Source organism: Massilia polaris (assembly GCF_012927275.1).
Taxonomy (GTDB): domain Bacteria; phylum Pseudomonadota; class Gammaproteobacteria; order Burkholderiales; family Burkholderiaceae_D; genus Telluria_A; species Telluria_A polaris.
Genome location: NZ_JABBGG010000004.1, coordinates 246,502 through 269,980 on the forward strand (window position 1 = coordinate 246,502; position 23,479 = coordinate 269,980).

Below are 23,479 nucleotides of genomic sequence, written 5' to 3' on the forward strand. Positions count from 1 at the left end.
AAAAAAGCTGAAACATGGGAACAGCCCGGCGGTATGATGCTTGGACCGGAATCTGGAAAGGTAAATACCGATGGAGAAGCGGCTGACACGCACCTATGGCTACCTCGCCTTTGCGGTTGGTATTTGCCTCACGGTATGGACTTGCATCCTGGTCAGTAATGCGCAGGATGCCCGCATCCGCGGCAATTTCCAGCGCGACGCCGACAAGGTCGCCAGCGACACGCGGGTGCGGCTGCAGACCTATTTCGACATGCTGATGAGTATGAAGGGCATGTTCGCGGTCAATGACCAGGTCGACCGCAAGCAGTTTGCCCAGTTTATTGGTGAACTCAACCTTGCCGAGCGCTACCCGGGCTTCCAGGCGATCCAGTTCGTCCGCTACCTGCCCACCGGCCAGCTCGACGGCTTCGTCGGCACCGTCCGGCGCGACACCTCCTTGCTGGCTGGCGGTTACCCGGCATTCAAGGTGACGCCGGCGCCCGGCCGCGACGACCATTACATCATCGACTACAACGAACCGATGGCGGGCAACGAGATCGCCTTCGGCCTCGACCTGGCCGCCTTGCCGGGCCAGCTGGCGGCGCTGCGGCATGGCCGCGACACTGGCGCGCTTGTCGTGGCCGAGCCGATCCAGATTGCGCAAGGAGGCGCCGGCTTCGTCGCGCGCACCCCTGTGTACAAGCCCCACATGCCGATCGATACGGTGGAACAGCGGCGCGCTGCGTTTGTTGGCATGCTCGCCATCGTCTTCAGGATGAACAACCTGATGCGCGAAGTGATCGACCCCGCGCTGGCCCCGCACATGGCGGTGCGGGTGCATGACGCAGGTATCGGCGGGGCCGGAGCAAGGCGAGATCCGATGTACGACAACGGCAACGGCCGCGGCCTGGTGCCGGGCCTGGCGCTGGAGCGCGCCATCGACGTCGCGCCGCGCCAGTGGACCATGAGTGTCGGCGCCGTCAGCGGCGCCCGCTACAGCCGCGATGTCGCCAACGTGATTTTGGTGGGCGCCGCCGGCAGCATCATCAGCGCGCTGATGGCGGCGCTGCTGATCGCGTCCGGCCGCAGCCGCAGCCTGGCGCTGCGCCTGAGCGCATCGCTGAAAGAGCAGCGCGCCTTCCAGGACAGCGCCAGCGTCGGCATCGCGCTGTTCTCGGGCGGCGTCATCGTGCGCTGCAACCGCGGCATGGAAGAAATCATGGGATACGATCCGGGCGAGCTGACCGGAAAACGAACCAGCATCCTGGTGCACGGCGGTCCGAATCCGTTCGCCGGACGCGCCAACAGCCCGCGTTCGGAGCTGGAAGCGGAGCTGGTGCGCAAGGACGGCGAAACGATCTGGTGCCTTATCAACGGCAAAGCGCTGAACCGCACCGACCTTGCCGGCGGCGGCGTCTGGGCGATCCAGGACATCAGCGACCGCAAACGCACCGAAGCGATCCTGAAGCAGGTCGAGACCAACCTGATCACGTCGGAAAAAATGGCGTCGCTCGGCGCGCTGGTCGCCGGCATCGCGCACGAACTGAATACCCCGATCGGCAACAGCCTGCTGACCGCGACCGCGCTGGCCGACATGGCCGCCGATTTCGAGGCCCGCTGCGCGGACGGCGTGGTCAAGCGCTCGGCGCTGGAATCGCACCTGGCCGATACCAAACTGGCATGCGGGATCATGGTCAGCTCGCTGCGCCGCGCTGGCGACCTGATTACTTCGTTCAAGCAGGTGGCGGTGGACCAGACCAGAGCCCAGCGCCGCCGCTTCGACCTGTGCGACGTGGTGCGCGACACGATGGCCACGTACGCGGCGCAGTTCAAGCGCGCCAACTGCGAGATGGAGATCGACGCCTGCGACACGCTGGTCATGGATTCGTATCCGGGCAGCGTGGGCCAGGTGCTGTCGAACCTGATCAACAACGCCATGCTGCACGCCTTCGAGGGGAAGGGCGCGGGACGCATCACGGTGCGCGTGCATCCGGTCGGCGACGAGCAGGTGCTGATCCTGTTCGCCGACAATGGCATCGGCATGCCGGCGCGGGTGATGCACCAGGTGTTCGCCCCGTTCTTCACCACCAAGATGGGGCAGGGCGGCACCGGGCTTGGAATGAATATCGTTTATCACATTGTGACGGGTGTGCTGGGCGGGACCGTCGAGATCGATTCGGCGCCGGGCAAAGGGACCACCGTGACGATCCGCGTGCCGACGCGGGCGCCGGACCGGGGACTGGCCCCCAGCCACGACGAAGATGTGCAGGCGCGCGTGCCAGCGGAACTACCCGACGGCCGTTAATCAATCGTAGCGCGCCAGTTCCTCGCGCAGGTCTTCCTGCAGCTCCGTCGCGGCCACCAGCACGCCGTGCGCCGCCGGTGTCGGGAAGACGATCGCATTCATGCCGCCGGCCGCCATGGCCGGAAGCCAGTCGTCGGCGAATTGATAGACATCGATCTCGGCCAGCTCGCTGCCTTCCCACTCGCCTGTCGCAGCTTCGAGCGCGTAAGCGGGATGCGGCCAGAGCGGCAGCCCGGCGGCGCCATTGGCGTCGACGGCAGATACCCAGCCGTCGTCGGTGCGCAGCGTGAACAATACCTGCGTGTCGGCGACACGGCCAATGAAATGCTTGTAGCGCAGCGGGCCTTCAAGACACGTTACCGCGTCGTGTTCCTGCTGCGTGAGTTCGTATGGCGTATTCAAAAGTGGTCCTTTCAGGGCAGGAAGCCGCGCGCAGGGAAGCCGCTGCCGCGCTGTATCCAGTTTTGCGGCGAGTAGGCAGTCCGCCCATCGGTCACGTGCAGCGTGTACGCGTGGCGCGATGCCGGCGAGCGGTTCGGCGCGCTGTAGTGGGGCAGCAGGCCGTGGAACACCACCAGGCTGCCCGCTTTGGCTTCCAGCGGCACCGCCACGCTGTCGTCCGGCCACGGTGTCGTGTCGAGCTTCTCCATCCGGATCGCGTCGCCATTGCGCAGGAAGCGTTCGCGCATCGGGCCGCGATGGCCGCCCGGCTCGACCCACAGGCAGCCATTGTCGATGGTGGCGTCCTCCAGCGCAAACCAGAAGGTCGTGACGCTGACCGGATCGGTGTCGAAGAAGGCGGCGTCCTGGTGCCAGCGCACCTCGCCGCCGATGCCGGGCTGCTTGAAAATATACATGGACTGCCAGATCAGCGGCTCGGCCAGGCCAAGCCCGCGCGCGACCGCGTCCAGCGCAGGGCCGCGCGAGAAAGCGTCGAACACCGGGTCGAGGTCGTGCATCGCATGGCCGATCTTGTTGATCGACAGCGCTTTGGGCTGGCGCAACTGGCCGGCGCCGTCGAACGCCTCTTCCTCGAAAAAGCAGCGGACTGCGTTGTCCGAGCCGAGGAAGTAAGCGTCGCTGGCCGTGGCCTGGTTTTGGGTCGTGAAGGTGGACCGGTTCTGGCCCGGATCGAACGCGTCGACGATTTGCCCGGCGCGTTCGCGCAGCTGCGCGATCTCGTCGGTGCTCTTGAAGCCGGGCACCATCAGGTACCCGTCGCGATGGAATATATGGTGTTGCTCTCTCGATAACATTGGTTGCCGTCCCATGTCGATAATGCGATCCTGACTATCCGCCTGGAAGATCGCTGGCCTCAGCGGTAATGGCGTGCTGAACGTTGCAATCATCGCCGATTCCGGCACCTTCCGCTTCACCAGTTCGACCCTGCGATCATCGGTACCCGCGGCGAAGTCGTTGTCCCGCCTGCGGAAGTAGTTCCTGAGCTGCGGCAATCACACCGCCCACTGCCCGTCCTTGTACACCTGCCGGTCATCCAGGTACACCGCTTCGGTAACCGCGAAAATATCGATGTGGTAGCGCGCATCCTTGCGCTTGAAGCCCGGCTTCGGATACACGCCGTGCTTGGCGCCCAGCGACAGGTGGATGCCGCACATGCGCTCGTAAGTACCGATGTCGTTGACCCTGCGCTCGGCCGTGAACGCGCGGTTCATGCCGAAGCCAAGCTCGCGCACCCATACCTCGCCCTCGTCGGCGCGGATCATTTCCAGCACATGCTCGAACTCCGGCGTGGCGTCGCGCGTGCCGACCACCCGTCCGCGTTCGATCACCAGCGTCACCGGCACCTCGGGGCGGTTGACCATGTACGCGGTATCGCCAAACACGTGCACCCGCACCTCGCCATTGACCGCTTCCAGGTCCTGCGCCTCGGTGAACACTTCGCCGATCGGGAACTGGCCGCCCACGTTGTTCATCTCGCTGTAGTCGCCGACGTTCAGCTTGGCCGGTTCGAAGCGCGAACCGAACACCAGCGGATTCGCGCTGCCGCTGTACACCGTGCCCGAACCGGCATGGTCGATCAGCGCCTTGAGCGCGCGCCCGGTGCCGCGGTAGTAAGCCGGGTCGTAGGCGAGCGACTCGATGTAGTGCTCGCCCTGCGCACCCGGCATGCGCGACAGGTGCACGTGCTCGATCACTTTCAGGCCAAGCTTGAACAGCTCGACCCGGATGCGGAAAGCTTCAAGGCGGAAATTGGTGGACTGCACCAGCACCACCAGGCCGGACGGCGCCATGCGCCTGAACGCGGCCAGAACTTCATCGGGCCCGACGGTGTCGAAATCGATGAACAGCGCTTCCGGCAGGGTGCGGCGGTAGCCTTCGGTCAAAGCCCGCGCCAGGTCGCAGCGGGTGTCGAACACGACCAGCGCACCGTGCGCCGGCCGGTGCTCGACCGCGATCGACAGGATGTCGCGCAGGTGGGCGGCGGCGGCGTCGACGGCGTGTGCGGGAATCGCGCCAATATCGGCGGCGGCAGGGACGGGGGTGTTCATGATCAATTCTGCGGAGGGAAACAACCTGCCATTATACGGTTGCGGCTGTCCATTTCGCCTGCCGCGACGCATTTTTGCAGGCCGGCGGTAGCGTATTTCGCACCCGCCGGGCTCGCTTGGCAGTACCGGGCAATCAAACCGCCCGCAGTTTCCAGTTGCGCTATGATTTATCAAGCAACAGCGTCCCCATTGTGGTGGGCATCGTTGCGTATATTCATACATATATCAGGCGAGCGAGATGGCATACCGATGGGAAACGCCAGCCAGCGTCTGGCTGGAGGACGACAAGAGCGGACGGTTTGAACTGGTGTCGAGCGAAGGCTTGAGCCGGATCGACTGGCACGCGCAGGAGCGCGGCCGCGTGCCCGACTGCGCCCAGCTGCTCGGCGCCTCGCTCCCGCTGTCGTGCGACTGCTCGCCGATCTTCCCCGAAGGCTTCGCGTTCTGCCCGAACTGCGGGCGCGCGCTCGACAAGCTGGCCGGCCAGTACAAAAACCAGCCTGACTGGTGGGGCCCGTGGAGCGACCAGTTCCTGCCGCGCCATGTGCCGCATGGCCTGCCGGTCACCATGCTGGCGCTTGGCGACAGCCTCGAAGAACGTCCCGCCGCACCCGCCATCGGCCGCGTCGAACTGGCGATGCCGGTCCCGCCCAATGCCGAATGCGTGTTCGCCGCCGGTGCCTACGGCTTTCCGGTGCCGCGCCTGCTGGCGCTGGCGTGCGCGCGCGGCGTGCTGCAATACTGGGATCCGATGGCGCAGCTGTGGCATGTGATGGCGGCCGAACCAGGCGCGGCCTCGCTGGCCTTCACCGCGGCGGAGTACGCGTGGATTCCCGCGCTGAACCCGATGCGCGGCGAAGTCGCGCTGCTGCCAAGCGATACCGGACTGCACCGGTTATGGATCAACCCGGTCAGCGAAACCTACCGCACCGAGTGCGTGCTCGACGCGCCTCTGGCCAGCAGCCCGGGCATGATCCGGCGCCACGTGGCCTGCCTGTTTAACAGCGACGGCGGCGCGCGCCTGTGGACAGCCGACGGCGCCGAAGCCACCGTGTTCGATTGCGGCGGCGTCCCCGCCAGTGGCTGGAGCCGCCCGATCGGCTACGACGATCGCCTGACCTGGCTGCACGCGCAGGGACAGCTGTCATGGCGCGCAGGAACGGCGCCGCAGTGGCTGCCGTGGCCGGCCGGCTGGACGCCGCGAGCTGAATTCGGCGGGCCGACCCAGAGCCGCGATGGCCGCCTGTGGCTGATCGGGCACGGCGCCGATGGCTATTCCTTCCTCGAACTGGGCACCGCGACGCCGCAATCGGAGCCGGTCAACGGCGCGCGCCTCGGCTTTGCCAGCCTGCTGTTCCGCCGCGGGCACGCGGTGGTCGGGGACCCGTGGGACCCGGAGCACGTCGAAGACCCGCACGACGACGACACGCTGGTGCTGCCGCTGCTGCGCGGTTTCAACAACAACCGCAGCCAGCCAAGCGGCCTGATCCTGCGCTTCCACAAATACACCGGCAGGGCGGAAGATGCGCTGTCGGGCCGCACGATCGCGCGCACCACGGTCGAATGGATCGGCAAGCGCAACGTCATCCTCGACGAAATCGTGCGCCTCGCGCGGCCGCTCGCATGCGTGCCGTTCGTGTACGACGGCTGCCTGTGGCTGCACCATCCCGACTGGAACCGGATGCGCGGGTGGCGACTGGAAGAACTGTCGTGAGGCGCGGTATTCGCCACGTCGCCGCGGCCGCCGCGCTGGCTGGCGCCGGCCTGCCCGCGCACGCCGTGTCGCACGTGTTCCTGGTCCAGAACTCGGGCTGGATGGAGCCGTTCTACGCCGACCCGGCGTCGCAGTTCAAGCCGCTGGTCGTCGAGCTGGCGGCCGCCGTCACCCAGCCGGGCGACCTGATGGTGCTGGCCTCCTTCAACCAGGGACGTCCCGGCGCGCCGTCGCCGAAGGCGCTGCTGTCGGCACGAGTGCCAGCCGGCGGCGCACGCTCGCAAGTGCGCGGCGCCATCGACGGCCTGCAGCCGGCGCGCAAGCCGGGCAGCACTGCGCTGGCCGACACCGACCTGGGCGAGGCGGTCCAGGCGGCCATCCACACTGGGCTGGGCGGCAAGCCGGGGCTGGTATGGCTGGTGACGAACAACCGCAACAGCCCGGACAACGACCAGGCGACCGCGCTGCGCAACCGCGAGTTCTACCAGCTGATACACCAGGGCGGCGGCATCGCCAAGGCACTGGCGTGGCCCCTGAAAATGCCGGTGCAGGGCGCACAGTACCGCGCCAACGGGCTGATGGTGTATGTGTTCGCCGTTGGCGCGCAGGGCGCGAACGAACTAGATGCGCTGCTGGCGTCGGGCCGCATCGCCAGCGTCATCACCGAGCCGCCGGCGCGCCTGAAACCGCTGGACCGCGCCACCGTTCGGCTGGTGCCGCGCAAGGTCGAAGAGGCGCGCGGCGTGTCGTTCTCGATGGCGGCGAACGGCATGCTGCGCGCCGACGTGTCGCCCGACGCGAAGTCACCGCTCGCGAAGATCGGCTGGAACCTCGAAAACACGATGTACCCATACACGATCGCCAGCGCCACGCTGGCCGCGCGCTCGGTGCTGGGCGGCGAGGACCGGCCGATACGCCTTGCGAACGCCGAGGTAAAAGGCCTCGCGCCCGGAAAAAGCGAACCGCTGGCGTCGGTCATGCAGCTGCCGGTGGCGCAGCTGCCCGGCAAATGGTCGCTCGCGGCGCTTGGCTCGGCCGGATCGGCTTACGTGTTGCCGGGCCGGATCGAACTGACGCTGACCGGACAGCGCCTCGAACTGTCGCGCGCTTTCCGTGAACGCATGGCCGCGCTGTTTCCCGGCGACCCGCTGCCGGACATCTTTATTCCGCCGTCAAGCATCGACGGTTCGCGCGCGGTGCTGCCGATCGAGGTGCGGGTGCATTACGGCGTCGGGCCGCTGCTGGCCGTGATGGCCGCGGCGCTTGGCGCGCTGGCCGCCGCGGCAGGCGCCGCGTATGCGCTCGGGCGCCCGCGCGAGGCCTGGCTGACGGTGGAGGACGAGCAGCGCACGATGATGGCGCGCGCCGGCACCACCCAGCCGATCTACGACAAGGCCGGCGCCAGGGTCGCCAGCCTGAAGACGACACTTTTCGGCCACCAGCTGATCGACCTGCGCGATGGTGCGCAGGTGCGGCTGGGCCGCTGACCCACGAGGAAACCACGCATGCAGAACCACCAGACTCCCGCCACGCCGACCGAAGACCCGGGCTTCAAATTGCCGGGCGAGGCCGAGGCCCAGCCGAAAACCGAATTGCCTGCGGCAACCGGCCAGGTCGAAGTAGTGCCCTCGACGGTGGAAGGCGCGCCCGTCACCGACACCTCGACGCGCGACCTGGCGATCGGCGCGGCCGTGTTCGCGGTGCTGCTGCTGGTGTACTTCTTTGCGCGTAACGCCTACGTCCACCACCTGGTGGTGCGGCGGGTGGCGCCGTCGTCGGCAGGCAGCGCCGGCTGGCTGATGTTCGTCGGGCTGGCGTTCATGAGCGCGGCCGCGGTCCTGGCGATCATCAACGCCAGCAAGTTCCTCACCTTCGCCGTGACCGCACCGCTGGTCGCGGTCGGCCTGGTTGCGCTGGCGGCCGCATTCTTCGTCGGCCGCCGCTGACCCCTACTTCACTGAAAGAACCGAACATGGCAGATTATCCAGGCACAGGGAAGAAGGCGGAACTGAAGGTCGACCTTCGGCCGACGCTGTTCATCGGCGCGGGCGGCACCGGGATGGAGGTGATGCTGCGCATTCGCCGCCGCATCCTGTCGGCAGTGTGGAACAAGCAGGACCCGACCCGGGTCGAGTCGATCGGCCAGTTCCCGGTCGCCCGCTTCCTCCACTTCGACCTCGATAACAGCGCAGTCATCGACGAGGGCAAGTCGCAGCGCACCGACCCGTGGTACGAACTGGTCAAGCTGTCGGACGAAGAACGGCTGGTCGAACCGATCGACCTGCCGCAATACCACGAGTCCGACGACAGCCTGGCGCGCTTCCCGCTGATCGAAAGCTGGATGCCGCTGCGGCCCAAGAAACTGCGCTCGCTCGGCATCGACCCATCCAAGGGAGCAGGGCAGATCCGCGCGGTGGCGCGGCTCTACCTGTTCGACAAATATCCGAAGCTGCGCGGCCGCATCAAGGGCGCGCTCAACTTCTTGAGCAGTAACGCGGGTAACGAGCGCAAGGAAAACTACCAGCGCCTTGGCCTGCAGGTCGACACCTCCAAGTTCCGCATTGTCGTCATCGGTTCCTGCGCCGGCGGCACCGGCGCGGGCACGGCGCTCGACCTGGGCTGGATATCGAAGGCGATCGCGCGCCAGGAAGTATCGGACAGCCAGGTCGACCTGGTGATGTTCATGCCGTCCGGCTTCGCCAAGGCCAACAAGGAGCGCACCGAGGCGAACGCTTACGCCACCTTGATGGAGCTGGAAACCGCGATGCGCGACATGAATGCGCAGGTGCGCTGGGCCGACCCGGATTCGCTGGCCGGCAAAGGCGCGCCGTTCGACGACGTCTACTTCGTCGATACCGCCAACCTGGCCAACAAGGCCACCGCCGACATCAAGGACATCTACCAGATGGTGGCGGACACCTTGTTCGAAGACTTCGCGTCGGCCGATTTCGCCAACCGCAAACGCTCGGTGGCGGTCAACCAGCAGCAGCACAAGCTGGGCCCGTACAACCCGCGCGTGCCGGAGCAGCGCTTCGGCGCCATGCGCCTGTCGTATTCAAAAGTATATTCGGCGTTCGGCCAGGCGGTGCTCGACACCCAGCAAAGCCTGCGCGACGACATCCGCGCCTATGAACTGGCGGCGTTGATGGTCAAGGCGTTCTTCGGCCTGGCGGGGCGCGACGGGGTAGCCCCGCGCCGTGCGGGCGACCAGGAACGCGACATCTTCATGCGCGACCAAATGCAGATGAGCGAGCGCCCGTTCAGCGAGTTCCCCGACTTTAAGAAGGGAACGTCCGACGTCACGCCGTTCCAGGAATACGCGCTGACCGACCAGCTGTTGATGGACAAGGACCAGCGCTCGCTGCTCGAACGTGTCGAGAGCAAGGTGCAGGTCGAGATGGACCGCATCATGGCGTCTTACGACGTCAGGCAGTGGCGCGAGAAGGTCGCCGGGCTGCTGCCGGACCTCGAACGCGACGCGATCCGGGAGGCCGGCGCCACTGCCGAGACCAGCGAGGACCGCATCAAGCGCCACACCATCGAACTGACGGCGCGCCTGAAGGACCGCGCGCGCAGCCAGCTGTATGCACTGCTGGACGACCGCAAGCAAGGCGGGCTGGAGTTCGTGCTGTCGCTGCTCGAACAGGTCAAGGCGCGCCTGCTGCAGCGCGACCTCGGCAACGCGGAACGCAACGGCAAACGCTACCGCGATGTGCGCGACGCGCTGCGCACGCGCCAGGTCGAGGAATCGCTCGGCAACCTGGCGCAGGCGTCCACGCGCCTGATCGGCAAGGAGGCGCAGGCGCGCGAAGTGATGGGCCACCTGAAGCGCGACATTTCGGACTACCTGCGCTTCCACCTGCTGGCGGTGGCGGCGGGCCAGTCGATTGACGTCATGCGCGCGATGTCCGCCTGGCTGGGCGAAACACAGTCGACCGACGAACAAGGGCAGCCTGTATGGACCGGCATCGCCGGCGAATTCCAGCAAGGCCGGCGCGCGGTGCAGGGGATGCTCGGCGCGGTCGACCGCCGCATCGACCAGCTGCGCGCGGATGCCAGGCACGAGCATGCCACCTGCATCAAGCTGGCTGGCGACCTCGATCCGCAACCGGTCAGGCTGACCGGCGACGTCAGTGCGTGGAGTGAGGAAGTGCTGCTCGAATTCGGCGGCTCGGCGCGGCTGTTCCCGCAGCTGGACGACGACAAGCTGCGTTCCAGCCTGCTGCTCAAGCTGTTCCGTCGCGCCCAGACCCAGCTCTCGCGCGAACAGATCGGCGAGGAAGCGCCGCAAGACCCGCTGCTCGATCGGCTGGCCGCGATGACACCGCCGGAGCGCCACCGCATTTTCGCGGAATGGATCAAGAGCGCGATGCCGTGGATTAGCGCGCGCTTCTCGGCCGAGTTCACGCCGCGCGCCGACCAGTTCAAGTGCTTCATCGGCGTCGGCGACGTCAATGCATGGCGCCGGATGGAAGCGGAGATCCGCGCCGCCGTGCCGACCGGTTTCTTCCACGGCGAGCTGGTCTCGATCGTCAACACCGGCATCACCGGCAAGGCGGTGTGCTACATCGAACTGTCGGGCTATCCGATGACGGTGCTGCGCGGCTTGCCGACCTGGCGCACCTCGTACCAGATCGAGAACCCGAAGATCCCGACCCACCTGCATTTCGACTCGACCCGCTTCCGCCATCCGATTTCTCCGTCGATGGATGAACTGAACCGCCTGGCCGACGACTACGAGTGGTTCCTGCAGGCGAACGCGCTGGGCGTCATCCGGCGCAAGGCCGATCTTGGGGATCGCGAAGCGTCGTTCCAGCCGCGCGGCCAGTACCTGTTCGAGGTGGAGCCGGGTTCGGGCGAATGGCTACAGATCGGCAACGAGTTCGCGATCCGCTCGAACGGCCTGCCCGCGTACTACCGCGAGCAGGTGATCGAAGGCGTCAGGCGCAAGCTGGCCGGCATGGGACCGCACCAGATGACAATGCTGGCGGCGCTGATGCGCCACTACCAGCAGCGCGTGTATGAGCCGCGCCTGGAAGTCGACGAGACCGGCGCTCAGCTGCCGTCGCCATCGCTGCCGACGATTACCGCGCGCCGCCTGTACGAGGAATGGTTCAAGCGCGCGCGTGCACTCGACCCGGCAGTCGGGCCGCGCCACATCGATGCGGCGTTTGCCGCGATCGGCACGTGGACATCCCTGGTGCCAGGCTCCTCTGGCGATGCGTATTCGTGGGAGGTTGAGCGCCCGGTCGACAAGCGCATCATCTGCGCCGAGTACCTGGCCAGCGAGGAAGCCGCCGCCGCCGCGATCGCGCGGCCGGCCGCCGCACCGGCCCAGGCCTCGACTGCGGGCGCACGCTTCAAGCTGTTCCTGAATGGCGCCCAGGCCGGACCGTTCGGGCTCGACGAGATCGTGCAGCGCATCGCGCGCGGCGAAGTGCGCGAGGCGACCAAGGCGTGGAACATGGCATGGAATCCGAAGGCCGACAAATGGCAGGCCGCCGGCGCGCTGCCGGAGCTGGCGCCGCTGTTCGGCCATGCGCAAGCGATCCCGGACCCAGACGACGACGTTCCCGATCCGGACTAAAGGCGCCTTACGTGCAAGAGCAAGTGTACCGATGTATCCACGCTGCCTGTGCGCGGCCGTTGCCGCGCAGGGTGGACTTTTGCCCTTACTGCGGCACCGGGCAGCACGCGGGCGTCAGTAATCCCGCGCATGCGCGGCCGGCGCCTGCGCCCTACATGCCGCCGTCGCCGCAGCCCGCCGCCGCGCCACCTATGCCCGAACCGAAACCGAAACCGGAACCGGTCGCTGTCGCCGCGGCGCCCGCTGCGATGGCATGGGGATCCAGGCCGGCGCCCGCGACCGTAGCGTCGAAGCACCAGCGCGGCCCGGTCAGGCTGCGCTGGTGGTTGCTGCTGCTGGCCGTAGTGATCGGCCTGTGGGTGTGGGACAAGCCGAGGAGGATCGAGGCGCGCATCGAGCGCGCCCTCGCACTCGGCGCCGAGTGCCAGCTCAACGAGGCGCAGGCGGAGCTGATCGAGCTGCGTTCGACGCGCGCGTCGCCGGAGCAGCTCCAGCGCCTCCAGCAGGGACTCGACAAAGCTTCGGCCGTGTGCGAGCGCAGGCAGCAGCGCGCCAAGGCATGGCGCGGCACCGAGATCGCGGTGGATCAAGCAATCGACAGCGCCAGCTTCATCAAGGCGCAGCAGCGCCTGCAGGGGTTCGTGCGCAAATGGGGCGAGGACAGCGCCACCCGCAGCCTGAAGGAAAAGATCACCGCGGCCAGGATCGCGTGGCAGAACAGCGACGCCGGAAAGCTGGAAAAGGAAAAGGCGGAGTGCCTGGCGCGTAACGGCAGGTGGCTGCTGGGAAGCTGCTGGTAAACTATCGTCGTCGGAAAGTCGCAAAAATAGTAGTGGAGGATTGTAATTTAGTCTACTATTTAGACTTCCCGACGGAGGTTTCCTGATGACGTTTTTCCGACCCTGCTAGCGGCCGTGCTGGCGCTGGCCGACGCGCCGGCGCTGGCGTCCGGCTTCGACTGCGTCGCCCCCGAATTCCCGCAAAAGTCCACGTCGAACGAGAGCGTACGCAGGGTGCAGAAGAAGATCAATTCGTGGCGCGCCTGCTATGCGGAGCAGGGCGCCGTGGGACCTGCCACGCAGGACGCGCAAAAGCTGAACGCCGAAGTCGACGCCGGGCTGCAGAAATGGATCGACGCCACCCGCGCCGCTAGCGGCCGCAATTCCGTCAGCGCCGGTACGCTGGCCACCATCGAGCGCGAACGCACCGACTACCTGCGCTCGGTACAACTGCGCTGATTTGCGCCGTTCCCGGCTGCACAGGTGTATGCTGTTCAGCAATATCATCGAGGGACTTCATCATGAACACGACACCAATTACCGGCGTCATGCTGGCACTGGCCATCCTTGCCGCCGCCGCCGGCTGCACTCCGCGCGACGAAGAAAAGGGACCGGCGCAGCAGGCCGGCGAGGCCATCGACAACGCGGGCGACAAGGTCGCGCGCAAGCTGCAGGAAAAGCTCGACAAGGCTGAAGAGGCGGGCGAGAAGATGGCCGACGCCGCCCGCAGCACCGGCGACCAGATCGAAGACGCGACCAGCGACGCCAGCCGCGGACTGGAGGAAGCGACCAAAAATGCGGGCAAGAAGGTCGAACAGGCCGGCGAGAAAATCCAGGACGCGGCCGACCCGGATTAAGAGCGGCTTACCCCCCTGCTGGATTCAAGGGGCTGAGAAGGAGCAAAAAATGAACATGGCAATCCTGCGTGGTATTGGAGTCGGATGCGGCGTAGGGACTGCGCTCGGCGTCGCGCTGAACAGCGCTACATTGGGGCTCAGTCTCGGTATTGGGATCGGCGTCGCAGTCGCGGCAGCATCCCGTCTTCCTGACCCGATGCGAAAGGGCAAAGCAAAGTAGCTGGCCGACTTTTTCCGGATGTCGACGTTCGCTTAGGGGCGACGGCAGACCTGTCCGGACTAGCGGGGTTGGACCTTCTAATCGGTAATTGCACGAAGGCGTGCGAGTGCATCTTCAACCACAAATTCGGGCGCTGTCTCAACCCGTTTTGCTTTTCGCGCTTCGAGGTCAAGCATGCGAATCTGATTGACCAAAACCGCGCCTTGCATCTTCGTTCCCGCCCCGGTGAGAGATGCCGCGAATCCTGCATGGCGAGCAAAGTTACCGCCTTGAGTTATTGGTGCAACTAACACTATGCCCAGCGCGTTGAACGCACTCACGGACAGCACCAAGGCGGGTCGCATGCCCTTTTGTTCGTGGCCTTCGGTTGGATCGAGATTAACCATCACGATGTCGCCGCGTCCAAACTTCACTCGGCTTACCACACTTCACGCCCTACTGGCTTCACGCTGCTCCATGCGGCCATATCGGCAGGCTCGGGAGCCGAAAGGTCACACTGGGCAACCAGATCAGACAGCGAATACGACGGACGGGCTGCCTTCAACAAAACGCCCTCAGGCAGCACATTGACACTCAGCTTGTCGCCCAAAGTGACTTTGAGCATAGCCAGTAGCTCAGTAGGCAGGCGGACCGCTGCGCTGTTACCCCATTTCTGCACCGACAGTTCCATATATCCTCCTGATGTTGATACATTGTAGATTCACAAAATTGAAGTGGCAATCTCTTTTGAATCTACAATGTATCTACGGCCACTCAGCGCCTGCGTGATTGCCCGAAAACCACGTTGAACCTGCCCGGTATTTATGGCGCTCGCGCATCACCGGTTCGGACGACAGGACTTTCCCTCGTACTCATGCCGGTTCAGCGTGTACTCCCTGCCGTTCCAGCGTATGACCGGGAAGCAGAAACCGGGTCCGCCGACCTCGATGTCCGGCCAGCCATCCTTGCCCTTGGATGGCAGGAAGGTGGCGATGCCGGTGCCGCCGGTGACCTTCTTCCAGCTGCCGTTCGCCTGTTTCGACACCACCGTGTACGCCGTGCCGGCGTGCCCGTAACAGTAGGTGCCGCCCTCGGTGATGACCGCCTCAAGCCGTCCGTCGCCGTTCAGGTCGCGCACCTCGGCGACATCGCCCGGCGAATAGGTCGGCGTCGGATCGTCGCAATTGCGCCACTGCTTTCCGTTCAGCGTGAAACCGGCCGCCTTGAAGGCGGCGGCTTCATCCGCCGGGGTGAGCCTGGCCGGCGCGCTGTGGGCCGTGGCGCTACAGGCAAACATCGCCACGGCAGCGATTAACATGCAGGTTTTCATTGGCCTTCCTTTCCGCGATGGGTGGAAACAGCTTCATTATGCACCCGTCCGCAACAAGGCCCTGGCACGCTCCCTGCGTCAGCGCGCGCTCCTCGACAAGCGCTGCCGCTTCCGGCCACTGAGCCGCGCGCGCGGGCGGCGTTTCGCCCAGCACCACCGCCATGTCGACGAAGCCCGCGCGCCATGCGCGCTCGAGGTTCTGCTCGATATCTTCCATCGTGGTCAGCTCGAAGTTCGCGAAGCCGCGCACGCCGTACGCGCGGTTGCGGCCCTGGGCCTTGGCCAGGTACAGCGCCATGTCGACCAGGTTGACGGCGCGCTCCCACGACAGTTCGGCGCGGCCCGGCTTGAGCGGGAAGGGTGCGTAGCCGACCGACACCCGCACCGGAATGCGCGCTCCCAGGTAGATAATGTCCTGCTCGGCGATGCCGGCCAGCAGGCGGGCCGCGACTTCGTCGATGCCGTTGCGGGGAATCGCCGGCAGGAAGGCCAGGAACTCTTCGCCGCCCCAGCGCACGATCATGTCCGTCTCGCGCAGGATGATGTGCAGGTTCTCCGAGATCATCGTCAGCACCGCATCGCCGGCGGCGTGGCCGTGGCGGTCGTTGACGTGCTTGAAGTGGTCGACGTCGATCAGGAACATGGCGCCGACGATTTCCTCGCCCGAGGTGCCGGCGCTGCGCTTCTCGGCCTGGATGTGGCCGCGGATGAACTCCTGGAAGTGGCGCCGGTTGTACAAGCCGGTCAGCGGATCGCGCGAACTTTGATGTTTCAGTTCCAGGTTCTTTTCATGCAGCCGCGCGTTCGCGGTGCGCACCTTGCGGTACAGGATGCCGACGATCACCGACGCCATCGCGAACACCAGCGCCAGCAGCCACCAGACGCGCTGCTGCAGTTTGCGATTATCGAGTTCGGTCGACTTGAGCTGGTTCTCGCGGCTCAGGAGCTCGATCTGGCGCTGCTTTTTCTCGGCCTCGTACTTTTCCTGCAGTTCGAGCATGGATTTCTGGCGGCTTTGCTTGAACAGTTCGTCCGAGATGGCGCGTTCGCGGTGATAGGCGGCCACCGCGCCGGCCATGTCGCCGGCGCGCTCCAGCGCTTCGCCATATTCGGCCAGCACCGCCTGCAGTTCCGGCTGGTCGCCCGACGCTTCGTAATGGGCGAGCCCGCTCTCGAACTCGCGCTTGCCCTCGGCGATGCGGCCGCGGCCCAGGTGGGCCTGGCCCAGGTTGACCCGCGCGGTGGCCTCGCTGCCGGCCCGGTGAACGCGCTTTGCCGCCGTGATGGCCTGCTGCGCGTAGCTGGCGGCGCGTTCGTAGTCGTGCCGCTTCAGGTAGCTGTCGGACAGGTCGACCAGCGAGCCGACAATCATCGTCTCGGCGCCGATCTTGCGTTCCAGGGCGAGCGCCGCGAGCAGTGCGTTCAGGGCGCGGTCGGCCTGGCCGGTCTCGATGGCCAGGCCGTATTCGGTGTTCTTCAGGGTGGCCATGCGGCCCGGCGAATTGGTCTTGACCGCGATGTCGGATGCCTCGGCCAGCGCCTCGAAACCCTTGTCGAATTCCCTCAGCCGGCTGTACTGGTTCGCCAGCGCGTTGAGCGCCATGACCATCTGGATCGGGCGGCCGTGGTTGCGCGCCAGCGCGACCGCTTCCTGCACCTTGGCCAGCGCGGCCGGCAGGTTGCCTTCTTCGCTGAACGCGGTGCCCGAAGTGATGGCCAGTTCCACCCGCAGCGCCATGTCGCCGGTGCCGCTGGCGAGCCGTTCGGCTTCCCAGATCAGCTGGTGCGACAGGTCGAGCTGGTTCTGGCGCGAGGCGACATAGCCCTTCGCCAGCAGGCCCTTGGCGACCAGTACTTTGTCGTGGTGCTCCTTGCCGAGCGCGAGCAGCTCGTCGGCGACCGTGATCGCCTCGGCGTGGCGGCCGGTGGCGCGCTCCGTCAGGGACAGCAGGTTGAGGAATTCTCCACGGGTGGCAGGCGCGGCCGCGCGGGCGTCTGCTTCGACCTGGCGCAGCTGGCCGATCGCTTTTTCGGGCACGAACCGGCCCACTTCGCGGATCTCGGCGAGGCGCCGGTCGAGGTCCGGCTGCTGGCCGAACGCGACCGACGACACCAGGCAAAGCGCCGCCATCCGCCCCGTGGCCGTGCGGATATGGCGAATCGTTGCCATCGAGCCTGTGGGCATCATGTCCCTCGTTATAGGTTTTTGGGGCAATTATATGCGTGTTGAACGGCAGGAAATTCGCCGGCATGCCATATTTTTTCGGTTTCCGTTGTGCGCGGCGTCAGAAGGCAGGGCGACGCCCCTGCCCGCCCTGAAATGGCGCGCGCTTTCCGTTGTGAGCAAGCAACGGATTTGCGGACCCAAGCTCAAGCTCAGCGCGCGCCTGCCGTCGGTGGCCAAAACGTCGACAGGGGCGTGCGCTAGGCTTCCAGCTGCTGCAGCAGGTACAGGCGCTGGTACAAGCCGCCGTCGATGCGCATCAGCGCGTCGTGGGCGCCGCTTTCGGCGATCCGGCCATGGTTCAGCACCACGATCCGGTCGGCGTCGCGGATGGTCGACAGGCGGTGCGCGATCGCGATGATGGTCACCTGTCCGCGCAGCTCATTCAGCGCGACCTGGACGACCTGCTCGGTCTGGCTGTCGATGTGCGAGGTCGCTTCGTCCAGCAGCAGGATGCGCGGCTTGCCGGCCAGCGCGCGCGCGATTGCGATCAGCTGTTTCTGGCCGGTCGACAGGCGTCCGCCGGCTTCGCCCAGCGACGTGTCGTAGCCTTGTTCCAGCGCGGCGATGAAGTCGTGCGCGTGCGCCGCGCGCGCCGCCGTCTCGATCTCCTCCTGCGTGAGGCCGCGTCCCATGTCGATGTTCTCGCGCGCCGACGCCGCCAGCAAGAACGGGTCCTGCGGCACCAGTCCCACTTCGGCGCGGAAGCGCTCGTTATCGATGCTGTCGAGCGCCTGGCCGTTGATCTCGATGCTGCCGTGCGGGCTCGGATAGTAGCGCAGCATCAGCGACAGCAGCGTCGATTTGCCGCTGCCGGTATGGCCGACGATGCCGATGAAGGCGCCGTGTCCGATCTCCAGCGACAGCTCGTGCAGCACCGGATTGCCGGGCGCATAGCCGAAGCTCAGGTGCGAGATTTTTACCGCCGGTCCGCCCGCCGCCTGCGCCTGCGCCGGCGTGCTGCTGCGGCCGAGCGCATGTTCGGGCGCGCCCGGTTCGTCCAGCAGCGCCTTGACGCGCGCGCTCGCCACCACCGCCTGCTGCAGGCCGCTGAACTGCATGGTGATCTGGATCAGCGGCTCGACCACGCGCGCGATGTAGCTGATGAACGCATACAAAATGCCGACTTCGACCGCGTTCATCTCGCGCTGGCCGAAGCTGAAGATCACCACCGCCAGCAGCACCACGTTGAGCAGGTCGAGCGCGGGGCGCAGCAGGAAGGCGTTGGCGCGCAGTTCGGCCAGGCGCGCCTTGTAGTGGGCGTGGTTGGTGGCGGCGAAGCGTTTGGCGAAGCGTTCCTCGGCGTTGTTCGCCTGCAGCACGCTCATGCCGCCGATGGTCTCGGCCATCTGGCCATTGATGTCGCTGCGCAGCGCGCGGGCGCGCGTCACTGCGGGCGCGGACAGGCGCTGGTACAGCCAGACGATGCCCAGCACCGCGGGCAGCAGGGCCAGCACGATCAGCATCAGGCGCCAGTCCAGCCACGCCATCGCGATGATGGTGCCGGCCAGGACGATGCTACTGTCGAGCATGACGAACAGCACCTGGATGTACAGCGACTTGACCGCTTCGGTATCGTTGGTGACGCGGCTGATCAGCTGCCCGGTGATGGCGCGGTCGAAGAACGCCATCGGCAGCCGCAGCACATGCGCGAACACCCGCTCGCGCAGGCGCTGCACCGAACGCATCGCCATGCCGGACAGCCGCACCAGCTGCAGGTAGCGCAGGCCGGTGGCGATCCAGCCGGTGATCAAAAAACCTCCCAGCAGCAGGGCCATGCGCGTCAGGTCGAGGTCGCGCGGCAGCAGGTGCTCGTCGATCAGCGCCTTGCCGAGGATCGGCCCGCTCACTTCCAGCGCGGCGGCAATCACCAGCCAGAACGTGGCCCATCCAAGGTGGCGCCGGTCCGGGCGCGCGGCCAGGCGCAGCAGCGCGGTCGCTTCGGCCGCGTTCGCGCGCATGCTTGTTTGTTTCGGGTCAGGTTGCATCGAGGCTGGCCTCCAGTTGCTGGTAGCGCCACTGGCTCGCGTACCAGCCGTTTTGCGCAAGCAGGCGGTCGTGGGTGCCGGCTTCGGACACGCGGCCGTCGCGCAGCACCACGATATGGTCGGCGTTCACCACGCCGGACAGCCGGTGGCTGGCGATGACCACGCTGCGCTCGGGCCGTTCGCGCCGCAGTTCGGCGAGGTGTTCGAGGATGCGCGTTTCGGTGCCGGTGTCGACCGCCGACAGCGCGTCGTCGAGCAGCAGCAGGGTGCTGTCGGCCAGCAGCGAACGGGCGATCGCCACGCGCTGGCGCTGGCCGCCGGACAGTGTAATGCCGCGTTCGCCCACCGGCGTGTCGTAGCCCTGCGGGAAACGCAGGATGTCGTCATGGATGTCGGCCATGCTGGCCGCGTGTTCGATCTCGGCGCGCGCGGCGCCCGGCCGCGCCAGCGCGATGTTCTCGGCCACGGTGGCGGAAAACAGGAACGACTCCTGCGGCACCCAGCTGATCGCCGCGCGCAAGGTGGCCAGCGTGTATTCCGACAGTTCATGCCCGCCCCAGGTGGCGGCGCCGTGCTGCGGCGTCGTCTGGCGCAGCAGTACGCGCAGCAAGGTCGACTTGCCGGAACCGGTAGGGCCGACCAGCCCGAGCGTCTGGCCCGGTTGCAGCGACAGCGCGATGCCGGACAGGGCGGGCACGGTTTGGCCGTCGTAGGCGAAGCTGACATCCGTGAGCGCCAAGGCGCCGGATTCCAGCCGGGTCAGGGTGCCGTGGTCGTCGACGGTAAGCGGCGCGTCGAGCAGCGGCTGCAGGCGCGCCAGGCCGGCGCGTCCGCGCTCGATCAGCGACAGCACCCAGCCGGCGGCGAACATGGGCCAGATCAGCTGGCCCAGGTACATCGTGAAGGCGGTCAGCGCGCCGATGGTCAGCATGTCGTGCCATACCAGGTAGCCGCCCAGGCCGAGCGTCAGTACGCTGGCGGCGGTGAGGGTCAGGCCGACCGCCGGTTCATACGCGGCTTCCCATTTTTGCGCGGTCAGGCTGGCCTCGGCGGCGCGCGCCGCCAGCTCGCTGAACTGCTTCGCGTTGCGCTCTTCCAGGCCGAGCGCGCGCACGGTGCGCACGCCCGACAGCGATTCCTGCACGTGGTCGTTAAGGGCCGCGAAGCGCTTGAGCGAGTCGGATGCGGCGACCTGCATGTGGCTGGAGATGCGCCAGAACGCAAGCGCCATCAGCGGGAAGGGCAGCAGGGCGATGGCGGCGAGGCGCCAGTCGACCCCGAGCGTCATGATGGCGAGCACCATGACCAGGGTCAGGGTGCCGTCGAATCCCGCCAGCAGCGCTTCGCCGGCGGCCATCTCGATGGCGTCGATGTCGTTGGTCCCGAGCGCCATCAGGTTGCCGGTGCGCTGCTTCTGGTAGAACGCCGGGCCCTGCGCCGAAAGCCGCGCGAACAGGCGGGTGCGCAGCTCGACGCCGAGCTGGTAGGCGGTGGAAAACAGGCGCAGGCGCCATGCCACGCGCAGCGCGTAGATGGCCAGGCCCATGGCCAGCAGCTGCGCGAGTCCGGTCAGCAGGTCGCTGCCGGACAGCCGCTGTGCGGCGAGGCCGTCGATCATCGCGCCGATCTTGTGCGGTATCAGGACGGTCAACAAGGCCACGCCGAACAGCATCGCTGCCGACGAAGCATAGGCGCGCCAATTCCGGCGTACGAAACCGCCGATCAGCCTTGATAAAGTCATGCACAATCCCTGGAGACTGGCCCGTAAAACAAAGAACGGGCCGAAGCCCGTCAATGTACACCGTTTGGCAAGCGGGCGCAGCGGGCGCCCGGCCTGGCCGGACTAGCGTTTCTTGCCGCGTTTCGGCGTCAGCAGGTCCTGGTCGAACACGGTTGGCGGCGGGCTCGCTTCGACCGGCTTCACGTGCGGCAGGATGTGCGCGCCGTCGCCTTCCAGCGGCGCCGCGGCTGGCCTGGCCTCGAGCGGCTTGCCAGCCGCCTTGTCAGCCGCCCTGGCGATCGGCCTGGCTTCGACTACCGGCTCCGGCGCTGCTTCCGGCTCGACGGCGACGACAGGCTCCGTGCCGGGCTGGACCGTGCCAGCGGGTTCGTCGCTGCTTTCAAACGCAGGCGCCGGCGGGGCAGGGACGGGCGCGAATACTGGTGCTGGTGTGGGCTGCGGCGCTGCGGCCTTGAACAAGCCGGCCTGCACATCGGCCACGATGCTGAGCCACTCGCTGCCCCAGGCGACCATCTTGCTGAAGTCCTGCGGGGCTTTTGCCAGCGCGAGCAGGTCGCGCGGGTCGCGTACTTCGGCCAGTTGCCTGAGCGCCGCCGCCGAGCTGTCGACCGCGGCGCGGCCGGTGTCGATATTCAGGGCGATCAGGCGCGCCGCGCCCTCGAAAGCGCGGGCGCCGAACGACTCGAGAAAATCGAACTGGGCCTGGATCTGGGACTTGCTTGCTGCCGAAAACTGTTCTGGAAGTGTACTCATGTGGTTTCCTCTGGTTCGTTTATGACGCGCTGCAATATTGGCTAGTGTATCTATGAACTGGCGGGTTGAAAAGCTCTTTTATCAGATTGCTGTACGTCTATATCTTGCGTTGCAGCATCAATGATTGAGATTAATCAAATGCGAAGACATGTATGGTGGGAAATCGCTACAATCGTTTGTCCCAGCCAGCAAGGAAAGCCAGATGGATCTCGTCATTCGCAACGCCACCCTGCCCGACGGCGGTACCCCGGTCGATATCGCCATCCAGGGCGAGCGCATCGCCGCTATCGGGCCGCGCCTGGCCTGCACCGGCGCGCGCGAAGTCGACGCCGAAGGGGACCTGGTCACGCCGCCGTTTGTGGACGCCCACTTCCACATGGACGCCACGCTCAGTCACGGGCTGCCGCGGGTAAATGCGAGCGGCACCCTGCTCGAGGGGATTGCGTTGTGGGGCGAACTGAAGCCGCAACTGACGCAGGACGCGCTGGCCGAGCGCGCGATGCAGTACTGCGACTGGGCGGTGGCGCGCGGCCTGCTGGCGATCCGCACCCACGTCGACGTCTGCGACGACCGCCTGCTGGCCGTCGAAGCGCTGCTCGACGTGAAGCGCCGCGTGGCGCCGTATATCGACATGCAGCTGGTCGCGTTCCCGCAGGACGGCCTGCTGCGCAGCCCGACCGCGTTCGCCAATTTGAAGCGCGCCATCGCGATGGGCGTGGACGTCGTGGGCGGCATCCCCCATTTCGAGCGCACCATGGCGGCCGGCGCCGAGTCGGTGCGCCTGCTGTGCGAGTTCGCGGCGGACAAGGGCCTGCGCGTGGACATGCACTGCGACGAGTCGGACGACCCGCTGTCGCGCCACATCGAGACGCTGGCGGCCGAGACCCACCGCCTCGGCCTGCACGGCAGGGTGGCCGGGTCGCACCTGACCTCGATGCATTCGATGGACAACTACTATGTCAGCAAGCTGCTGCCGCTGATCGCGGAGTCGGGCGTGGCGGCGATCGCCAACCCGCTGATCAACATCACGCTGCAAGGGCGCCACGATACGTATCCGAAACGGCGCGGCATGACGCGCGTGCCGGAACTGCTGGCCGCCGGCGTCGACGTCGCGTTCGGCCACGACTGCGTGATGGACCCGTGGTACGGCCTCGGTTCCGGCGACATGCTGGAAGTGGCGCACATGGGACTGCACGTGGCCCAGATGACCGGCAGGGAGGCGATGCACCAGTGCTTCCTTGCCGTCACCGCGACCCCGGCGCGCATCCTCGGGCTGGAGGGTTACGGCCTGGCGCCGGGCTGCAACGCCGACCTGGTGCTGCTCGACGCCGGCAGCACGGTGGAGGCGATCCGCCTGCGCGCCGCGCGCCGCATGGTGGTCCGGCGCGGCCGGGTGGTCAGCGAGGCGCCGCGTGCGCGCGCGTCGCTGGCGCTGCCGGGACGTCCAGGCGAAATCGATTTCAGGTTGGGGCGGTAACGCCGGCGCGCGTCGGTGCTAGACTCTGCGGTTGGA

Annotated in this window: 19 protein-coding genes; 9 read left to right on the forward strand and 10 right to left on the reverse strand. The window is 66.6% G+C overall.

What is annotated here, in order from left to right; all coding sequences use genetic code 11:
• The first annotated feature begins 70 nt into the window (after positions 1 to 70).
• Positions 71 to 2,284: a CHASE domain-containing protein gene (locus HHL21_RS09115; protein ID WP_169464938.1), complete on the forward strand. Its 2,214-nt coding sequence runs from the start codon at positions 71 to 73 to the stop codon at positions 2,282 to 2,284.
• Here the strand turns inward: HHL21_RS09115 and HHL21_RS09120 are convergent, their stop codons facing one another.
• The 3 genes from HHL21_RS09120 to HHL21_RS09130 form a co-directional block, all read right to left on the reverse strand.
• Positions 2,285 to 2,686: a DUF2750 domain-containing protein gene (locus HHL21_RS09120; protein ID WP_229496245.1), complete on the reverse strand. Its 402-nt coding sequence runs from the start codon at positions 2,684 to 2,686 to the stop codon at positions 2,285 to 2,287. It lies immediately after the preceding gene.
• 11 nt (positions 2,687 to 2,697) lie between these two features.
• Positions 2,698 to 3,540, reverse strand: coding sequence for a phytanoyl-CoA dioxygenase family protein (locus tag HHL21_RS09125; RefSeq protein WP_169464940.1), 843 nt, complete (start codon positions 3,538 to 3,540; stop codon positions 2,698 to 2,700).
• Positions 3,541 to 3,738: 198 nt separating this feature from the next.
• Entirely contained in the window at positions 3,739 to 4,794 is a 1,056-nt protein-coding gene (locus tag HHL21_RS09130) for a M29 family metallopeptidase (RefSeq protein ID WP_169464942.1), read from the reverse strand.
• Between the two features lie 238 nt (positions 4,795 to 5,032).
• Here HHL21_RS09130 and HHL21_RS09135 point away from each other — a divergent pair, with 238 nt between their 5' ends.
• The 7 genes from HHL21_RS09135 to HHL21_RS09165 all read left to right on the forward strand — a co-directional run bounded on the left by HHL21_RS09135 (position 5,033) and on the right by HHL21_RS09165 (position 13,731).
• Positions 5,033 to 6,508: a hypothetical protein gene (locus tag HHL21_RS09135; RefSeq protein ID WP_169464944.1), complete on the forward strand. Its 1,476-nt coding sequence runs from the start codon at positions 5,033 to 5,035 to the stop codon at positions 6,506 to 6,508.
• A complete protein-coding gene (locus HHL21_RS09140) occupies positions 6,505 to 7,995 on the forward strand; it encodes a hypothetical protein (RefSeq protein WP_169464946.1) in 1,491 nt (496 codons plus the stop codon). Before HHL21_RS09135 ends, HHL21_RS09140 begins: the two co-directional genes overlap by 4 nt.
• Before the next feature lie 18 nt (positions 7,996 to 8,013).
• Positions 8,014 to 8,454 (forward strand): hypothetical protein, encoded by a 441-nt coding sequence (locus HHL21_RS09145; RefSeq protein WP_169464949.1) that lies wholly within the window; start codon positions 8,014 to 8,016, stop codon positions 8,452 to 8,454.
• Positions 8,455 to 8,480: 26 nt separating this feature from the next.
• Complete coding sequence (locus HHL21_RS09150; protein ID WP_169464951.1) at positions 8,481 to 12,095, forward strand: tubulin-like doman-containing protein; 3,615 nt, start codon at positions 8,481 to 8,483, stop codon at positions 12,093 to 12,095.
• A gap of 191 nt (positions 12,096 to 12,286) precedes the next feature.
• Complete coding sequence (locus HHL21_RS09155) at positions 12,287 to 12,895, forward strand: hypothetical protein (RefSeq protein ID WP_169464953.1); 609 nt, start codon at positions 12,287 to 12,289, stop codon at positions 12,893 to 12,895.
• Between the two features lie 114 nt (positions 12,896 to 13,009).
• Complete coding sequence (locus HHL21_RS09160) at positions 13,010 to 13,333, forward strand: hypothetical protein (RefSeq protein WP_169464955.1); 324 nt, start codon at positions 13,010 to 13,012, stop codon at positions 13,331 to 13,333.
• A gap of 62 nt (positions 13,334 to 13,395) precedes the next feature.
• The gene (locus tag HHL21_RS09165; protein ID WP_206085694.1) at positions 13,396 to 13,731 is read left to right on the forward strand and encodes a hypothetical protein; all 336 of its coding nucleotides are present in this window, start codon (positions 13,396 to 13,398) and stop codon (positions 13,729 to 13,731) included.
• A gap of 297 nt (positions 13,732 to 14,028) precedes the next feature.
• Here HHL21_RS09165 and HHL21_RS09170 read toward each other — a convergent pair whose 3' ends face one another.
• The 7 genes from HHL21_RS09170 to HHL21_RS09200 all read right to left on the reverse strand — a co-directional run bounded on the left by HHL21_RS09170 (position 14,029) and on the right by HHL21_RS09200 (position 21,966).
• Positions 14,029 to 14,376 carry a type II toxin-antitoxin system ChpB family toxin gene (locus tag HHL21_RS09170; protein ID WP_169464957.1) on the reverse strand — a complete coding sequence of 116 codons (348 nt, stop codon included), beginning with the start codon at positions 14,374 to 14,376 and terminating at the stop codon, positions 14,029 to 14,031.
• Positions 14,370 to 14,621 carry an AbrB/MazE/SpoVT family DNA-binding domain-containing protein gene (locus HHL21_RS09175; protein ID WP_169464959.1) on the reverse strand — a complete coding sequence of 84 codons (252 nt, stop codon included), beginning with the start codon at positions 14,619 to 14,621 and terminating at the stop codon, positions 14,370 to 14,372. Before HHL21_RS09175 ends, HHL21_RS09170 begins: the two co-directional genes overlap by 7 nt.
• Before the next feature lie 147 nt (positions 14,622 to 14,768).
• Positions 14,769 to 15,248, reverse strand: a complete 480-nt coding sequence (locus HHL21_RS09180) for a hypothetical protein (RefSeq protein WP_206085695.1) — start codon at positions 15,246 to 15,248, stop codon at positions 14,769 to 14,771.
• Positions 15,214 to 17,448 (reverse strand): tetratricopeptide repeat-containing diguanylate cyclase, encoded by a 2,235-nt coding sequence (locus HHL21_RS09185; RefSeq protein ID WP_308640229.1) that lies wholly within the window; start codon positions 17,446 to 17,448, stop codon positions 15,214 to 15,216. The genes HHL21_RS09180 and HHL21_RS09185 overlap by 35 nt, the downstream gene beginning before the upstream one ends.
• A gap of 236 nt (positions 17,449 to 17,684) precedes the next feature.
• Positions 17,685 to 19,445 carry an ABC transporter ATP-binding protein gene (locus tag HHL21_RS09190; RefSeq protein WP_370659691.1) on the reverse strand — a complete coding sequence of 587 codons (1,761 nt, stop codon included), beginning with the start codon at positions 19,443 to 19,445 and terminating at the stop codon, positions 17,685 to 17,687.
• 16 nt (positions 19,446 to 19,461) lie between these two features.
• Positions 19,462 to 21,213 carry an ABC transporter ATP-binding protein gene (locus HHL21_RS09195; RefSeq protein ID WP_169464965.1) on the reverse strand — a complete coding sequence of 584 codons (1,752 nt, stop codon included), beginning with the start codon at positions 21,211 to 21,213 and terminating at the stop codon, positions 19,462 to 19,464.
• A gap of 102 nt (positions 21,214 to 21,315) precedes the next feature.
• Positions 21,316 to 21,966 carry a phasin family protein gene (locus HHL21_RS09200; protein ID WP_169464967.1) on the reverse strand — a complete coding sequence of 217 codons (651 nt, stop codon included), beginning with the start codon at positions 21,964 to 21,966 and terminating at the stop codon, positions 21,316 to 21,318.
• A 202-nt stretch (positions 21,967 to 22,168) separates the two neighbouring features.
• Between HHL21_RS09200 and HHL21_RS09205 the strand changes: the two genes are divergently transcribed.
• Positions 22,169 to 23,443 (forward strand): amidohydrolase family protein, encoded by a 1,275-nt coding sequence (locus tag HHL21_RS09205; RefSeq protein ID WP_169464969.1) that lies wholly within the window; start codon positions 22,169 to 22,171, stop codon positions 23,441 to 23,443.
• The last annotated feature ends 36 nt before the right edge of the window (positions 23,444 to 23,479 follow it).

Coding starts and splice junctions, on each gene's coding strand:
- HHL21_RS09135 (WP_169464944.1), top strand. CDS start 5,033: ATGGCATACCGATGGGAAACGCCAGCCAGCGTCTGGCTGGAGGACGAC.
- HHL21_RS09115 (WP_169464938.1), top strand. CDS start 71: ATGGAGAAGCGGCTGACACGCACCTATGGCTACCTCGCCTTTGCGGTT.
- HHL21_RS09185 (WP_308640229.1), bottom strand. CDS start 17,448: ATGATGCCCACAGGCTCGATGGCAACGATTCGCCATATCCGCACGGCC.
- HHL21_RS09175 (WP_169464959.1), bottom strand. CDS start 14,621: ATGGAACTGTCGGTGCAGAAATGGGGTAACAGCGCAGCGGTCCGCCTG.
- HHL21_RS09145 (WP_169464949.1), top strand. CDS start 8,014: ATGCAGAACCACCAGACTCCCGCCACGCCGACCGAAGACCCGGGCTTC.
- HHL21_RS09205 (WP_169464969.1), top strand. CDS start 22,169: ATGGATCTCGTCATTCGCAACGCCACCCTGCCCGACGGCGGTACCCCG.
- HHL21_RS09125 (WP_169464940.1), bottom strand. CDS start 3,540: ATGTTATCGAGAGAGCAACACCATATATTCCATCGCGACGGGTACCTG.
- HHL21_RS09130 (WP_169464942.1), bottom strand. CDS start 4,794: ATGAACACCCCCGTCCCTGCCGCCGCCGATATTGGCGCGATTCCCGCA.
- HHL21_RS09190 (WP_370659691.1), bottom strand. CDS start 19,445: ATGCGCGCGAACGCGGCCGAAGCGACCGCGCTGCTGCGCCTGGCCGCG.
- HHL21_RS09155 (WP_169464953.1), top strand. CDS start 12,287: ATGCCCGAACCGAAACCGAAACCGGAACCGGTCGCTGTCGCCGCGGCG.
- HHL21_RS09195 (WP_169464965.1), bottom strand. CDS start 21,213: ATGACTTTATCAAGGCTGATCGGCGGTTTCGTACGCCGGAATTGGCGC.
- HHL21_RS09200 (WP_169464967.1), bottom strand. CDS start 21,966: ATGAGTACACTTCCAGAACAGTTTTCGGCAGCAAGCAAGTCCCAGATC.
- HHL21_RS09165 (WP_206085694.1), top strand. CDS start 13,396: ATGAACACGACACCAATTACCGGCGTCATGCTGGCACTGGCCATCCTT.
- HHL21_RS09180 (WP_206085695.1), bottom strand. CDS start 15,248: ATGTTAATCGCTGCCGTGGCGATGTTTGCCTGTAGCGCCACGGCCCAC.
- HHL21_RS09150 (WP_169464951.1), top strand. CDS start 8,481: ATGGCAGATTATCCAGGCACAGGGAAGAAGGCGGAACTGAAGGTCGAC.